This window comes from Halobacillus sp. B23F22_5 (assembly GCF_043497085.1).
Taxonomy (GTDB): Bacteria; Bacillota; Bacilli; order Bacillales; family Halobacillaceae; genus Thalassobacillus.
This window is the reverse complement of sequence record NZ_JBIEKI010000013.1, coordinates 24,383-37,558: the sequence shown is the minus strand read 5'-3', so window position 1 is coordinate 37,558 and position 13,176 is coordinate 24,383. Positions and strand designations below refer to the sequence as shown.

Sequence of the window (13,176 nt, the reverse complement as noted above, 5' to 3'; positions counted from 1 at the left end):
AGTTTCCCAACCACCCTTAACACTTTTTTGGTAAAGAACCACTACTCTCTTGAAACTGAGTCCTCCAAAATTCGGCCCTATTGTTGAATAAAAGCAACATTTAACAGGTTCATTTTGATAAACCTGGCATATAAAAAGCTTTAATGTGGAAGATACAAATTATAAGTAAAGTAGGGAGGAAGTGATAAGATGGAACGTTTCTATGAGTTAGAAGCCCTCAAAGAAAAAATTGCGGAGAGTAAAATAGCATTATTATATATATCCGGAGCCAACTGTTCGGTATGCCATTCTCTGCTGCCCCAGGTAGAAGAAGTGGTAAAAAAATACCCTGAATTGGATTCATTTCAATTGGAAGCGGATGATGTGCCGGCCGTAGCTGGAGAGTATACGATTTTCACTGTTCCGGTCGTCATCATCTTTGTTGATGGGAAAGAGGTGGATAGAAAAGCCAGGTTTGTCCCCATTGAAGAGCTGGACCAACAATTATCTAAAATGATGGGCTTAATATTCGATTAAAATAGCCGGCAGCGCTTCTTTAAAACCGCTGCCGGCTGGATTTATCTCGCCACAAGGCCCATCAAACCGTAATTCAACATGGTTTGTGTATCTACGGCGAACGTTTCTTTAAGGCGTAATTCATTCGATTGAATAGGAGTGAAGAAGGTGGCTCCTCTACGGAATTGGTCATGTGGCATATGAGCCAGCATTTCTCCAGATTCTAATCCTTCCATTACTTCTACGAGCCCATCGACTTCCAAACCAGTTTTAATCGGTCGGCGAACTAACTTTCCATTGTCATCCATCACCCAGGCAAACAGGTTTTCTTCCGTAGATAAGAGGGGAGCGAAGGCGGTCACAGCCCCATCGGCCCGGTCTGTGATGATGGATACAGCAACATGATATCCCGGCAGTATTTCAGCTAGCTCTTCCTCGACAGATACTACGAAAGGATACTCACTGGCCTGGTTCACGGAAATGTCCTCTGGAAAATGAGCGACAGAAGAAACTGTTCCTTCGATTCGAAGCTCTTCTTCCTCAGGGATAGTGATTTCGGCTTTCAAATCTTCTTTCACGCGCTTACGTTCTGATTCTTCCAATTCTCCTTCCACCTGCAAGGTAGTTGCTTTCATGGTGATGATAGGCGAGTCAAGGTCTTCTGATAGCTCCGTGATCACTCCATTGAAAGGACTCTGGACGTTAATGATCTGGCCTTCGGATTCTAAATCATCCAGCTGGGCTTCTACCATGTCCAGCATAGCTTCGTTTTGAGCCAGTTCCATTTCTTTTTCAGCAATCGTTTGTTCTTTCATGAATTCAGTCTCGGCATAAGAAGGCGGATTTTCTTCGTCTTTCTCATCAGGTGATAAAAAGCTGCCGCCTCCACTAGTGTTGTCGGGCTCTGGCACTTCATAACTTTCCATTTCCGTCAAATAACTTTCAATCGCGTTGATTTCTTCTTCCAACCGGAAAACCTCTGATTCCAAAGAGGTTTGTTGAGTATAATAGTCGGTCACTTCATATTCATAGAGGTCGTCACCTTCCCGGACTTCTTCACCTTCTTCAATAAGAAACCGTTGAAAGGACCCAAGACTATCATCAAAATAAACGGGGTTTGATTCCGTAGCTGCAAATACCCCATCAGTAGAGAGGGTTTCAATCAGGTCATATGTAAATGCTTCCGACCAGTCATTGATGTAGGATTTTTGTTCAACCTTATTTTCCCTGTCAAAGAAAATCAGTAAAGAATTGGCGAGCACAAAGGCAAAGGTCAGGAAGAAAATCCATCGTTTTTTTCTTTTGTTATGCATGTAAGTTCACCCTCATTCTAACTATTCAAAATATAAATCAAGAATAAATCATAACGGGAAATTGCAGCTGTTCCTGCCCATAAAAGCAGGTGCCAGCTGATGACCCCAAGCCAAATCCAATATCTTTTCGTGGTGGAGAGGTATTGTAAGCACTTGATTTGATACCAGATAATCCAAAGCTGGAAAACAGATATAGCCCCGAAAAAGTAAATAACCCATTCTATACCAGTGATATAGGAGGCGGCTACTCCGAAAGAAAATGGTGAAACATACCAGTCGATTCCAGTATAGACCATTAATGGAATCCAGATGATTCTTTCTAACAGCATCACGAGCAAGACATTCATCTGAATAATAATGAGTTTACGGTAGCGTACATCATTGAATAACCACCAAATGAAAGAAGAAGCAAAGAGAATGAAAGCAGCAAATACAATAGCATAGGCAACCCTTCCAATGAGGAACCATAGCTTCCGAAGTTCGTATTCTTTATGGGTGAATTCAGTAGCGTTGACAGAAATCGGGTCAGTGCCAAGTCCAATCCAACTTGTCCATATGTAAGTAAGAATTGTTGCCAGAAATAATAAAAACACTAACTTCCAAAAGTTAAAAACTTTTTCTGCGCGATGGAGTTTGAATAGCTGATCGTCACGCCGGAAGAATAATTTAAATAAGTTAATCGCATACATGGTGGTTTGTTCCTTCCCTTGTAATCTTCAATAAATTTATGTTGTCTACTATTCTAGCTGAATTTTGACACTCTTTCTATATATATCCAAAATTTGTGGAAATTTGTTATAACTTGCAGATCAATAAAAAAATCACGTATTTTAGAAAAAATACGTGATTTCAAGTTTAGAATTTCATAACTCTGGGTATTCCACTAATATATCTTTATTAATATTAATTAATAAGATTTAGCTCCAAGGTAACGAGTTTTCCAGTAAGAGATGTTCATATTGGAAATAGTTACACCGTCACTTCCAGCATGGATGAACTGTCCATTACCAAGGTAGATTCCCGCATGGGAAGGACCAGCTTTGTAAGTTTCATAGAATACAAGATCTCCTACTTTAGGGCTGCTTACAGAAGAACCAGCGTTATAGATTTGAGCCACTGTTCTTGGTAAGTCTGTACCGTTTTTAGCAAATACATAGTTCAAGTAGCCGCTGCAATCGAACCCGCTTGGAGAAGTACCGCCCCATTGGTACGGAGTGCCAATGTACTGTTTAGCAGTAGAAATCAAACCGGATGTATTGGAACTGGAGCTGGTGCTTGTCTGGGAAACATTGCTGCTTGTAGAAGTATTTGCATCGCCGTTAATGCTCAATTTTTGCCCGACATGAATGACTGTGCTACTTAAGTTATTCCACTTCATGATATCCCGGTAGCTTACGCCAAACTTAGCGCCGATTTTAGACAGATAGTCGCCGGATTGAACCGTGTAAGTAGTAGCATTGCTGGATGAACTGGAACTTGAAGTAGCATTGCTTGTTTGAGTAGAGGTTGTACCGTCAAGCTTCAACGTTTGTCCAACATAGATGACTGTACTGTTCAGGTTGTTCCATTTCATGATATCCCGGTAGCTTACACCAAACTTAGCACCGATTTTAGAAAGGTAATCCCCTGCTTGCACAGTATAAGTCGTAGAGTTAGAGCTTGTAGTCACTTTACTGCTGGAACTGGAACCCTCTGAAACTTTCAAAGTTTGACCAGGGTAAATAATGTCGGAAGATAGTCCGTTAAGTTCTTTGATTTTATATATAGAAACACCGTATTGTTGTGAAAACTTCCATAGTGAATCACCAGATTGTACAGTAACACTTTCTGCGCTGGCAACTCCTGCGCCGATAGTTAGAGCACCCACAAAGCTAGTAGTAACGATTGCCTTCTTGAAAAAGTTGTTTTTCATTATGATTATGTACCTCCAAAGGTTAGTTAGTTTCTAGCAATTTTTGCTAAACTCATAGTACCATATTATTCCTATGTAATAACATTACAGTATAATTACAATATGATTACAAAGGTCATAAATGATTTATCAAATGGGTATATTATAATTTGGAGCTCGATTTTATTACATATTAAACAAGGCGCCAGCAAGGATACACACTTGCTGGCGCCTTGTATTTGTTTTTGACAAAATTCTTTATTATGAGCTAGGAGCCGAGCTTAATTTTCTGTTATCGTGCTTATTTCCTGAGAGCTGGTCAAGCCATCCGGGACGATTGCCTCCCTTACTGGTATCGTTTAATTATTCGATTCGCGTGGTAGCTATAATTAGAGAGAGCTAAAAGGAGGTAATTCAACATGGAATGGCTTCGAGTCATATCTTATATCGCATTAGCAATCGGATTAATTTCCACGTTGATTATAGCTTTTGATGTATATAAGCATCCACAGATGATGTGGATTATGAATCTGGTTTGGCCGATCAACGGCTGGTTCTTCGGTCCATTTGCTTTATGGACCTATTTCCGTTGGGGACGGCTGAAGGCGAAAGATAATCAAAAAGAAGATACTCGTGGCAGACCGGAAAAAGTGTTTTTCTCGACAAGTCACTGTTCTTCCGGATGTACGCTGGGAGATGCAGCAGGAGTGCCACTGGTAGCAATAGCTGGTTTGACTATATTAGGGACGACATTATTCGCCCATTATCTGGTGCAATTTATATTGGCATATATTTTCGGGATCCTGTTTCAATTTTTCGCCATTCATCCTATGAATGATAAAGGGGTAATAGGATCATTCAAGGATTCCATCAAGGCAGATACATTATCCCTGGTAGCATTTGAGGTCGGTATGTTTGCCTGGATGGCACTTGTCCATTATGTTTTATTTACTCAGCCGCCGAAGCCTACGGAAGCGACGTACTGGTTCATGATGCAGGTTGCTATGATTATCGGTTTTGCTACAAGCTATCCCGCTAACTGGTGGCTTGTACAAAAGGGGATAAAAGAAGAAATGTGAAGGCAGCCAAATTATTGGCGCCTTTTTTCTTTAGGTTGTACGCTAAGTTTCCTATAATGAAAGGTAAGATACCATTAAATAGAATAAGTTGAAAGAAATTCTAAGAAACGAGGGTTATCCATGCCTGGATATAACAAAGCGTTATTTTTATACAATGGCAATGCTGGCACAGATAATATAGAACAGAAATTATCCGAGACACTGCCAGTACTTGCTCAAACCATCAAAGAGTTGATTGTCATACAAACGTTCAGTATTGAAGAGGCGCAAGATACTTGTCTTCACTACGGAGAACAAGTTGACCTGCTCCTTATTTTAGGTGGGGATGGAACATTGCATGCGGTTATCAATACCATCTCACGGCTGGATAAACGGCCTGTCATCGGCATTCTTCCCGGTGGGACGAGCAATGACTTCAGCAGAATGATGGAAATTCCGCAAAACTTAAACCAGGCAGCAAAAACCCTGGTTAACGGCCGGGAGACTCCGGTAGATGTAGGGAAACTGGATGAATGCTATTTCTTGAATTTTTGGGGAATAGGGCTGGTGACTGAAACATCTTTTAATATTGATAAAAACCAGAAAAGCAGGTTGGGTGTGCTGAGTTACTTCATCAGTGCGTTAAAAACGATCAATCAGGCTGATTCATTTTCATTCCGTATGACGATCGACGGAAAAGTGATAGAAGATGAAGCGATCATGATATTGGTGATGAACGGAAAGTATTTGGGCACCAGACAAATACCGATTGAGTCAATCAATGCTTCGGATGGTCAGCTGGATGTATTGGTTATTAAAAATTCCAATCTTACCTTATTCAAGGAGTTGATGTCCGTGGATCAGCCATGGGCTGAAACCGAAAGCTTTCAGGAGTTGGCCTATACGAAAGGGGAACATATTGAAATTACCGCTTCTCCCCAACAAGAAGTGGACATGGATGGCGAAATAAATTTCAAGACCCCTTCCTCCATTGAAGTCCTGCCTAACCATCTCACATTTCTGCATGCGCAATAAATGACCGCACGAGATATTCGTGCGGCTTTTTTTGTTTGGCTAAGAAATTATAAAGTTTTTTTGTGGATAACTTTCGGTAGTGGGTGTCATCCAGCTCCAGCGCCTACCCCCTCGAGGTCTTAAGTCAATCCTCTCTGTGATTAGAAAAACTTGGCTTGTCGCCCATTATGGCGAAAGCCTTAGTTTTTCTTATACTTTAAACCCCTAACAATGTTAAATTGTTGTAAAGTACAAAGAACATCACGGCGAGTCTTGTCTTAAGCTTGTCGGGGGTGAGCAAGGCGCTTGCGCTTTTGTTCCGTAACTAAAAAGAGCTTGTGTTTTTACCCTTAGAAATAAGTGTTGACGGGGCGTTTGGGGTCTTCATCATCGTCGTCAGCAGCTTTATTGACAGCATCCGCAGTTTTATCCACCGCATTCATAGCAGCACTTTCGACAGCTTCTGTTGCTCCCTGCACAGCATCAAAAGCGGCATCAGCGCCGTCTTTAACCGTTTTGGCTGCACGAGTCACATTCTTTTGGGTCTGGTTCCTTTTTTTGTCCATGTTTATCCACCTCCTGACTTAGCTTAGTTTGCAGCTAGTTAAAAGGCTTATTCGTTGAAAGAGAATATCTCCTTCACAAAGAGGAATTTTATATGTTTGATGGAAATAAAAGAATATAGAGGGAAAGGAGGTGAGAGGATGACGGTAAGTGGCTTTGAGCCAAAAGTTCATGCAGTATTTGTACATACGAAGAATTTGCATCGGTCAGCAGCTTGGTATAGTGATTTATTAGGTCTTTCATTTGACAGCAGCAAGGTGGAGTCTCCTGTTTATAACATGCCCCTAACAGGAGAAGTTTATATGACGTTGGATGACCATGCTTTTGACCCGGATTATCAATTTGAACCAGTACGTACCCCGGTATTTAATTTTTGTTCTTCAGACCTTGCAAAAAGCTACCAGTGGGTGAAAGAAAAAGGTATAATAATAGTGCGCGATATAGAGAAACATGGGGATTTCGGCTGGTTCAACATCGAAGACCCCGATAAGAATGTCGTCATGATTTGTGGCAGCATTCCATCTTGATAGTCAGAGGGGACAACTATGAAGAAAGTTACTATTTTCTTGTTTGTTTTCATGGCATTTGCACTTGCAGCATGCCAGGGAGATACAAAAGAAACCACGGAGATTTCTGCAGAAGAACTGGAAACCCGATTGGACGAAGGAAGAATTCTGGATGTACGTACACCTGCAGAATTCTCGGCGGGGCATGTACCTGGAGCTGAACTATTGCCGTTACAGGATATTCAGCAAAATGAATTATCCTATCAGGATTTAGATCGTTCTGAAACCTATTTTGTCATTTGCCAGAGCGGAAATCGTTCCTCTCAAGCAGTGGCAATATTAGAAGAACAGGGATTTGAGAACCTTGTCAATGTAGCTGGAGGTATGAATGCCTGGGCAGGAGATATAGAAAAATAAGAGGAGCTTTCAACTATGAAAGCTCCTCTTATTTATGTGAGACGGCAATTCCAAGGGGGTAATGAACAGTATCCCGTGGAGGCTCGATTAAAACCCCTTTTTGGTAAAAGAATTCTTTTGAACTATAATCAGTAAATAAGTCCTGGAATTCTTCCGGTGTCAACTGATGAATATGAAATGGCGAACTACTTGGCTTGCCGCGCCCCTGGCCGAATGGAGTGGACACCAGTAGGGTTCCGCCATCTTTTAATAAATTGTAGTAATTGGCTAACAGTTGTTTTTCGTTTTCAATATGTTCATAGGTTTCAAAGCTCACAATCGTATCGAAGCTCCCTAATTTTTCGGGGAGTTCCGGGTCGACAGCATCCAAAACTTTATAACTCGTTTTCGGATGATAATAAGTCGCTTTAGCGTATTCGATGATGTCAGGATCAATATCGACACCAATAACTTCATCTACTTCTTTTTTTCGTTCTTTTGCTATCATATGTGTGCCGTAACCAGCCCCGCACGACAAATCCAATACTCTTCCTTTTGTATATGGCATGGCAAATTGGTAACGTGCCATATGTTCGAGCAGCATCCTGTTGGAAGGCTTCATGTACGCTGGAATAACACGTTCGCCCGTATCCTCAACCACTTAATCTTCACCGCTTTCTGTAAGAATGGATTATCTTCATAAAGTATGCCATAAATTTTGTCGATTCACCAACAGCAGGGTGATTTGACAGGCATTTATCAGCGATTTATAATTATTTTAAATTCGAGATGATTAATGGGAGGAAGAAACCCAATGGATGAAAAAGAACAATATCAACAGAAAAAAGAGGATCCTTCCTTAAAGTTGTTTGTAGTGTTGTCAAAAGCAGAGCGGTCAATTGAAGATCTGGTAAAAAAAGATATTCAACGCTATGGCTTAAATGCCACGGAGTTTGGTGTGTTGGAATTACTATACCACCAAGGAGAGCAGCCACTTCAAAAAATCGGAGAAAAGATCCTGCTGGCCAGTGGAAGTATCACCTATGTGGTAGATAAATTAGAAAAGAAAGCTTATTTAGAAAGAATCCCTTGCCCTAATGATCGGCGTATAACGTATGCATCCATTACGCCTAAAGGGGAAGAAATGCTTAATAAAATCTTTCCTGCTCATTGGAAGCAGATTGAAGAAATCACTAATGGGTTGTCGGAAGAAGAGAAGGTCCAGGCGATCGAACTGCTGAAAAAACTAGGTAAACACGCAGATCAGCTGAAGGGCTAGATTTAATCAGAAAATTAAGATATAATTGATAGTAATTAAAATCCTGAAGACAAAGGAGGTATGAAGATGCTATACGGTCAGAAATGTATGATTGATTGTGAACTGCTATACATCAATCGTGCACTTTTTCATGATTTCGCTGTCCAGGGGACAAGTGTGTCCTTTTTTAGACAGTTGAATAATGAAAATGTATAGTGTCTCATACCTGACAGATTGAATATATAAACTTTATCTAAAAAAGTCAGAGGTCTGGGGACCTTTGGCTTTTTTTGTCTTTAGGAGGAAGAAAATTGATTATTACGCTAAAAGATATCAAAAAAATAGTCGGTGGCAGTATATTGTTTGAAGCGCTTTCTTTTGAACTGAACGCTCATGAAAAAGTAGGCTTAGTCGGCCGTAACGGCAGTGGGAAATCGACTTTATTCAAACTGATGACACAAGAAGAACCAGTAGACGGCGGAGATCTATTCATCCGTAAAGGTACCACGATTGGTTATTTACAACAGATACCTGAGGAATGGCAAGGTTCGGGCCGGGCTTTTTTAGAAGCGAGTTTCGACTCTTTATTACACATAGCAAACGAAATGAAGGAATTAGAAGTTGAAATGCAGAAAGCCGGTAAAATGGAAAAGTGCTTAGAAAAATATGGTCAGCTTCAAGAAGAATTCTCCCGAAAGGGTGGGTATGAAATGGAAGCGACCATTAAACGAGTAGCTACTGGTTTGGGAGTGGAAAAATTAATAGATCATCCATTTATGCAGCTGAGTGGTGGAGAAAAGACTAAATTAGGTCTGGCAAAGTTATTAATTTCATCCCCTGATGTGCTGCTTTTAGATGAACCGACGAATCATCTTGATCTACAAGCTATTGAATGGCTGGAAAGCTATTTGAGCCAATATGAAGGAACAGTCTGTATCATCTCTCATGATCGTGAGTTCCTGGATCAAACCGTTAACGCAATCGCTGATTTGGAGTCCGGGGAGATTACCAGATATTCAGGGAACTTCTCTTCTTTTGAACAACAAAAAGAAGAAAAGTTACTGGCCGAGTTTCATCAATACCAGGAACAGCAGAAAAAAATTAAAAAGATGAAAGAAGCCATCAGGAGATTGAGGCAGTGGGCAAACGAAGCCACCCCTCCAAACCCAAAACTATTTAAAAAAGCTAAGAGCATGGAAAAAGCTTTAGAACGAATGGAAAAAAAGAAGAAGCCCCTGATTGACCCAAAAAAGATGAACCTTTCCTTAGAGTCTGAGGGACGAAGCGGGACCGATGTCTTTCGTGTGGAAAATGTGCGTAAGACTTTCCGGGGGAGAGAAATATTAAAAGGGGTTGATCTTCATCTTAGGTACCAGGACCGACTGGCTGTAGTCGGGTCTAATGGCAGCGGAAAATCAACGTTGATCAAACTTTTGTTAGGTCAGCTGGATGCTGATAGTGGGCTGGTCCAAACTGGAAGCTCGATGAAGATAGGGTATCTCCCGCAACATCCTCTCCAGGATGTGCCAGCAGATATGCATATGATTGATTATTTTAGATCAGAGGTTACTGTAACGGAGGGCCAGGCTCGCCAAATCCTTGCCAATTTCATGTTTTATGGTTACACGGTCTTTAATAAAGTAGGGCAGTTAAGCGGGGGAGAACGGATGCGTTTGAAGCTTGCTGTATTTATGCATCAAGGGATAAATATATTGCTGTTGGATGAGCCGACGAACCATTTGGATATCGAATCTCAGGAAGTGCTTGAAGAAGCGCTGGTTGAGTTTTCCGGAACCGTGCTTGGCGTTTCTCATGATAGATATTTTCTTAACCAGTGTTTTACGGAGACTGCCTATTTATTAGATGGGCGCTTATACCGCTACCCAGGCAGCTACCAGGAAACACAACATAAATGGAGAGAACTGCAAGCGATTAAAGCTGAAGAGCAGGAAAAGTCTTTCAACAGCCCTGCCAAACAAAGTGGCCCGGAAGAAAAAGATTATGAACAGTTGATTATTTTGGAAGAAGCAAATATGGAAAAGCTTGAAAAAAGAATGTTGGAAACGCAGGATCAGCCAGAGTGGGAGGAGTTGAATATACAAAAAGAACGTCTGGAAACAAAAATAGCTGCCCTTTAATAGCAGTGGATAAAAGTCTGAAAAAAAGTGAACGATCTGTGACGTATATCATAGTTAGCCTTTCAAAAAGAATTTACTATATAAATAGTAAAAACCTTTGAAAGGGAGAGGGTATCGTGGCAGACATGAACTTATCTGGTCTTGTGATATGGATGATTTTCCCGTATGTCTCTGTTGCTGTATTTCTAATGGGAATGATATGGAAATATGAGGAAGATACCAAAAAGAAGCGGGTACCCATGATGAATCATATCACCATGATTACGATGCTGATTATGAATGGAATATTATTGGTCGGACTTTTTTACAGCGAAGGAGTTCACTGGCTGGGCTGGTATCGGGATTTTCTAACGTTCCAGCCTGATGCAAATGCCATCATGCCAAGTTCAGGCATGCAGCAAATCCAGGTACCAATGTTTTTTATCGGGCTGGTAATGCTTCCATTTTCAATCTATATGCCATCGCTGGCTTCTCCTTTCAAACGAGTGAAGCAGATTCGCAGGATAGTGAAAAATGCAATTTAATCATATGAAGTTCATTAGCTAAAGGCCGACACAATAAACTGTGTCGGCCTTTCTTTAGCTCTGTCAGTGGATAGGTACTTGCTTACCAGGTTCCTTTCTATTGGCTTTATAGTACTTGACAAGCTGTTCCTGAATACTCGTGAAATCCGGGCATTTGATAGGAGTGTTTTCCAGATCTTTTAAAGCTTGTGAAGCATCGTAATGACTATTGCAAGTGAAATAGTCTAACGCTTCCCTTGGCATACCTAACCACTTGCGGAAAATAGGCAGTTTTAACGTATTTCCTGCCCATCCAAGCGGTACGGTAAAGCTAGGCTCTTTGGAAAGGTAGGATTTAGCTAAGAGCTTATAGATAGCTCTCGCTGTCAATGGCGATGGATCGGTCAGGTGATAGGTTTTCCCTGAACCGATATTATGATGGCTAAGATGAATGGTTGCACGGACTACATAATCCCATGGCACCAGGTTCACCTCTACCTGCCCTGCTCCGAAGTAAGGAAGCAGGGGAGCGTAGCTCATATGTGCGAGCATATTAAGGATGAAATATGGTCCATCAAATTTAGCGGTGGTGCCTTCTTTTGAATCACCTACGACGATACCGGGGCGGATGATTGTAGTTGGAACCTCATGCTTCACTGATTGAACTAAACGTTCTGCTTCATATTTAGTGTACTCATAATGGTTTTTAAAACCAGCTTCATGCTCCAGTTCGTTTTCGTAAATGATACCTGAGCGTTTACCTGATACATAAGCTGTACTGTAATAAATATAGCGTTCCAGGTTTTCTGCCTGTTTCACCCACTCATTGACATGTCTCGTTCCATTCACATTAACCTGCCATGCTGGAGTCAATGGTACTGATAGGTCATAGATAGCAGCTAAGTGAAAAAAATGGGTCACTTCATTTTTTAACTGGGCCGATATCTCTTCATCGATTCCAAGTCCAGGGTCAGTGATGTCCCCTTCGATCAAATGGAACTTATCTTCGGTCAAGTAGCTATCTTTGATAAGTCTCTGCAGTGATGCTTCTGCTTGTTTTTTTGTTGTTTTAACGTATAACAAATATATTTTGTCTACTGGATAACCCTGATGGATGATTTCATCTATCAGATGAGAAGCAAGAAATCCAGGAAAGCCTGTAAAGAAATAGGTGTATGCCATTAAAACGTCCCCTTCTTCTTTTCTTTCGTTATAATTCGATAGATTCCCGTATTTTTCCTGTTTGTTTATATAATTTTTAAGAGGGGAAGTATAGATGTGAGTGATTTTTCGAAGGAGGACGTTATTATGCGTGTATTAGTTATTGGTGCCAATGGAAAAGTTGGCAAGTTACTTATCAATAAATTGAAGGATTCAGAACATGTCCCTGTAGCGATGGTGCGAGATACCAATCAAGTGCCCCAATTTGAAGAAGCTGGAGTAGATACGGTACTAGGCGACTTAGAAGGGAACTTTTCTTCTGCCTATTACGGTGTGGATGCAGTTATCTTTGCAGCAGGTTCCGGCCCGCATACCGGCCCGGATAAAACGGTCCTAATTGACCAGGAAGGTGCGATAAAATCCATTGATCTTGCCAGACGGTTTGGAGTACAGCGTTACATCCTATTAAGCTCAATGGGGGCTGACCAGCCGGACGCAGGACCGGAAGGAATGAAGCATTATCTATTTGCGAAACATCGTGCGGATGAACATTTGAGAAAATCCGGGCTGAACTACACCATCGTACGACCGGGTGGTTTGACGAATAACCCTGGAACAGGAAAAATCAGTCTGGATGAAAAACTGCACGAATTCGGAAGTATTTCCCGTGAAGATGTAGCGGAAACGCTGGCATACTTGTTAAGCGTGCCGCGTGCTGAGAATGAAACCTTTGAAATATTAGAAGGAGACACGCAGCTGGAAGAAGTATTGGCCTACTAATAAAAATACTATCACAAAAGGGGCTGTTCCTTTTTAGGAGCAGCCTTTTGTAACGGTAGGATGACGGGTATTATTTTTCTATTAAAAATTTCTGGAAAA

At 41.2% G+C, this 13,176-nt stretch carries 16 protein-coding genes; 10 read left to right on the top strand and 6 right to left on the bottom strand.

The annotated features are described in order from the left end of the window. Window positions 1-189: 189 nt before the first annotated feature. A complete protein-coding gene (locus ACGTN9_RS15390; protein ID WP_499594215.1) occupies window positions 190-516 on the top strand; it encodes a thioredoxin family protein in 327 nt (108 codons plus the stop codon). Between the two features lie 41 nt (window positions 517-557). Here ACGTN9_RS15390 and ACGTN9_RS15385 read toward each other — a convergent pair whose 3' ends face one another. The 3 genes from ACGTN9_RS15385 to ACGTN9_RS15375 form a co-directional block, all read right to left on the bottom strand. Further along, window positions 558-1,808 (bottom strand): efflux RND transporter periplasmic adaptor subunit, encoded by a 1,251-nt coding sequence (locus tag ACGTN9_RS15385; protein ID WP_499594213.1) that lies wholly within the window; start codon window positions 1,806-1,808, stop codon window positions 558-560. 17 nt (window positions 1,809-1,825) lie between these two features. Next, the gene (locus ACGTN9_RS15380) at window positions 1,826-2,497 is read right to left on the bottom strand and encodes a hypothetical protein (protein WP_499594211.1); all 672 of its coding nucleotides are present in this window, start codon (window positions 2,495-2,497) and stop codon (window positions 1,826-1,828) included. Between the two features lie 218 nt (window positions 2,498-2,715). Continuing rightward, complete coding sequence (locus ACGTN9_RS15375; RefSeq protein WP_499594209.1) at window positions 2,716-3,720, bottom strand: C40 family peptidase; 1,005 nt, start codon at window positions 3,718-3,720, stop codon at window positions 2,716-2,718. 398 nt (window positions 3,721-4,118) lie between these two features. Between ACGTN9_RS15375 and ACGTN9_RS15370 the strand changes: the two genes are divergently transcribed. Together ACGTN9_RS15370 and ACGTN9_RS15365 are read left to right on the top strand one after the other, a co-directional pair. Next, entirely contained in the window at window positions 4,119-4,778 is a 660-nt protein-coding gene (locus tag ACGTN9_RS15370; RefSeq protein WP_499594207.1) for a DUF4396 domain-containing protein, read from the top strand. Window positions 4,779-4,898: 120 nt separating this feature from the next. Next, window positions 4,899-5,792, top strand: coding sequence for a YegS/Rv2252/BmrU family lipid kinase (locus ACGTN9_RS15365; RefSeq protein WP_499594205.1), 894 nt, complete (start codon window positions 4,899-4,901; stop codon window positions 5,790-5,792). 329 nt (window positions 5,793-6,121) lie between these two features. Here ACGTN9_RS15365 and ACGTN9_RS15360 read toward each other — a convergent pair whose 3' ends face one another. Next, on the bottom strand, window positions 6,122-6,337 hold the full coding sequence (locus ACGTN9_RS15360) for a hypothetical protein (protein WP_499594203.1): 216 nt from the start codon (window positions 6,335-6,337) through the stop codon (window positions 6,122-6,124). A gap of 138 nt (window positions 6,338-6,475) precedes the next feature. Between ACGTN9_RS15360 and ACGTN9_RS15355 the strand changes: the two genes are divergently transcribed. Then, on the top strand, window positions 6,476-6,862 hold the full coding sequence (locus ACGTN9_RS15355; protein ID WP_499594201.1) for a VOC family protein: 387 nt from the start codon (window positions 6,476-6,478) through the stop codon (window positions 6,860-6,862). An 18-nt stretch (window positions 6,863-6,880) separates the two neighbouring features. Further along, window positions 6,881-7,258 carry a rhodanese-like domain-containing protein gene (locus ACGTN9_RS15350; RefSeq protein WP_499594199.1) on the top strand — a complete coding sequence of 126 codons (378 nt, stop codon included), beginning with the start codon at window positions 6,881-6,883 and terminating at the stop codon, window positions 7,256-7,258. 28 nt (window positions 7,259-7,286) lie between these two features. Here the strand turns inward: ACGTN9_RS15350 and ACGTN9_RS15345 are convergent, their stop codons facing one another. Next, entirely contained in the window at window positions 7,287-7,898 is a 612-nt protein-coding gene (locus ACGTN9_RS15345; protein ID WP_499594197.1) for a class I SAM-dependent methyltransferase, read from the bottom strand. A 153-nt stretch (window positions 7,899-8,051) separates the two neighbouring features. Between ACGTN9_RS15345 and ACGTN9_RS15340 the strand changes: the two genes are divergently transcribed. The 4 genes from ACGTN9_RS15340 to ACGTN9_RS15325 all read left to right on the top strand — a co-directional run bounded on the left by ACGTN9_RS15340 (window position 8,052) and on the right by ACGTN9_RS15325 (window position 11,157). Next, window positions 8,052-8,516 (top strand): MarR family winged helix-turn-helix transcriptional regulator, encoded by a 465-nt coding sequence (locus ACGTN9_RS15340; protein ID WP_499594195.1) that lies wholly within the window; start codon window positions 8,052-8,054, stop codon window positions 8,514-8,516. 66 nt (window positions 8,517-8,582) lie between these two features. Next, on the top strand, window positions 8,583-8,711 hold the full coding sequence (locus ACGTN9_RS15335) for an RAxF-45 family protein (RefSeq protein WP_281243083.1): 129 nt from the start codon (window positions 8,583-8,585) through the stop codon (window positions 8,709-8,711). 95 nt (window positions 8,712-8,806) lie between these two features. Beyond that, window positions 8,807-10,633, top strand: coding sequence for a ribosomal protection-like ABC-F family protein (gene abc-f / locus ACGTN9_RS15330; RefSeq protein WP_499594194.1), 1,827 nt, complete (start codon window positions 8,807-8,809; stop codon window positions 10,631-10,633). Window positions 10,634-10,749: 116 nt separating this feature from the next. After that, window positions 10,750-11,157, top strand: coding sequence for a hypothetical protein (locus tag ACGTN9_RS15325; protein WP_499594193.1), 408 nt, complete (start codon window positions 10,750-10,752; stop codon window positions 11,155-11,157). Between the two features lie 63 nt (window positions 11,158-11,220). On the opposite strand, the gene ACGTN9_RS15320 is transcribed toward ACGTN9_RS15325, so the two are convergent. Further along, window positions 11,221-12,318, bottom strand: a complete 1,098-nt coding sequence (locus ACGTN9_RS15320) for an SDR family oxidoreductase (protein ID WP_499594192.1) — start codon at window positions 12,316-12,318, stop codon at window positions 11,221-11,223. A 126-nt stretch (window positions 12,319-12,444) separates the two neighbouring features. Between ACGTN9_RS15320 and ACGTN9_RS15315 the strand changes: the two genes are divergently transcribed. Continuing rightward, complete coding sequence (locus ACGTN9_RS15315) at window positions 12,445-13,077, top strand: SDR family oxidoreductase (protein WP_499594191.1); 633 nt, start codon at window positions 12,445-12,447, stop codon at window positions 13,075-13,077. Window positions 13,078-13,176 lie beyond the last annotated feature (99 nt).

What these genes read in the sequence shown, in the direction of transcription:
- ACGTN9_RS15380 (WP_499594211.1), bottom strand. Translation starts at nt 2,497, where the DNA reads ATGTATGCGATTAACTTATTTAAATTATTCTTCCGGCGTGACGATCAG.
- ACGTN9_RS15390 (WP_499594215.1), top strand. Translation starts at nt 190, where the DNA reads ATGGAACGTTTCTATGAGTTAGAAGCCCTCAAAGAAAAAATTGCGGAG.
- ACGTN9_RS15315 (WP_499594191.1), top strand. Translation starts at nt 12,445, where the DNA reads ATGCGTGTATTAGTTATTGGTGCCAATGGAAAAGTTGGCAAGTTACTT.
- ACGTN9_RS15355 (WP_499594201.1), top strand. Translation starts at nt 6,476, where the DNA reads ATGACGGTAAGTGGCTTTGAGCCAAAAGTTCATGCAGTATTTGTACAT.
- ACGTN9_RS15365 (WP_499594205.1), top strand. Translation starts at nt 4,899, where the DNA reads ATGCCTGGATATAACAAAGCGTTATTTTTATACAATGGCAATGCTGGC.
- ACGTN9_RS15375 (WP_499594209.1), bottom strand. Translation starts at nt 3,720, where the DNA reads ATGAAAAACAACTTTTTCAAGAAGGCAATCGTTACTACTAGCTTTGTG.
- ACGTN9_RS15350 (WP_499594199.1), top strand. Translation starts at nt 6,881, where the DNA reads ATGAAGAAAGTTACTATTTTCTTGTTTGTTTTCATGGCATTTGCACTT.
- ACGTN9_RS15385 (WP_499594213.1), bottom strand. Translation starts at nt 1,808, where the DNA reads ATGCATAACAAAAGAAAAAAACGATGGATTTTCTTCCTGACCTTTGCC.
- ACGTN9_RS15370 (WP_499594207.1), top strand. Translation starts at nt 4,119, where the DNA reads ATGGAATGGCTTCGAGTCATATCTTATATCGCATTAGCAATCGGATTA.
- ACGTN9_RS15340 (WP_499594195.1), top strand. Translation starts at nt 8,052, where the DNA reads ATGGATGAAAAAGAACAATATCAACAGAAAAAAGAGGATCCTTCCTTA.
- ACGTN9_RS15335 (WP_281243083.1), top strand. Translation starts at nt 8,583, where the DNA reads ATGCTATACGGTCAGAAATGTATGATTGATTGTGAACTGCTATACATC.
- ACGTN9_RS15320 (WP_499594192.1), bottom strand. Translation starts at nt 12,318, where the DNA reads ATGGCATACACCTATTTCTTTACAGGCTTTCCTGGATTTCTTGCTTCT.
- ACGTN9_RS15360 (WP_499594203.1), bottom strand. Translation starts at nt 6,337, where the DNA reads ATGGACAAAAAAAGGAACCAGACCCAAAAGAATGTGACTCGTGCAGCC.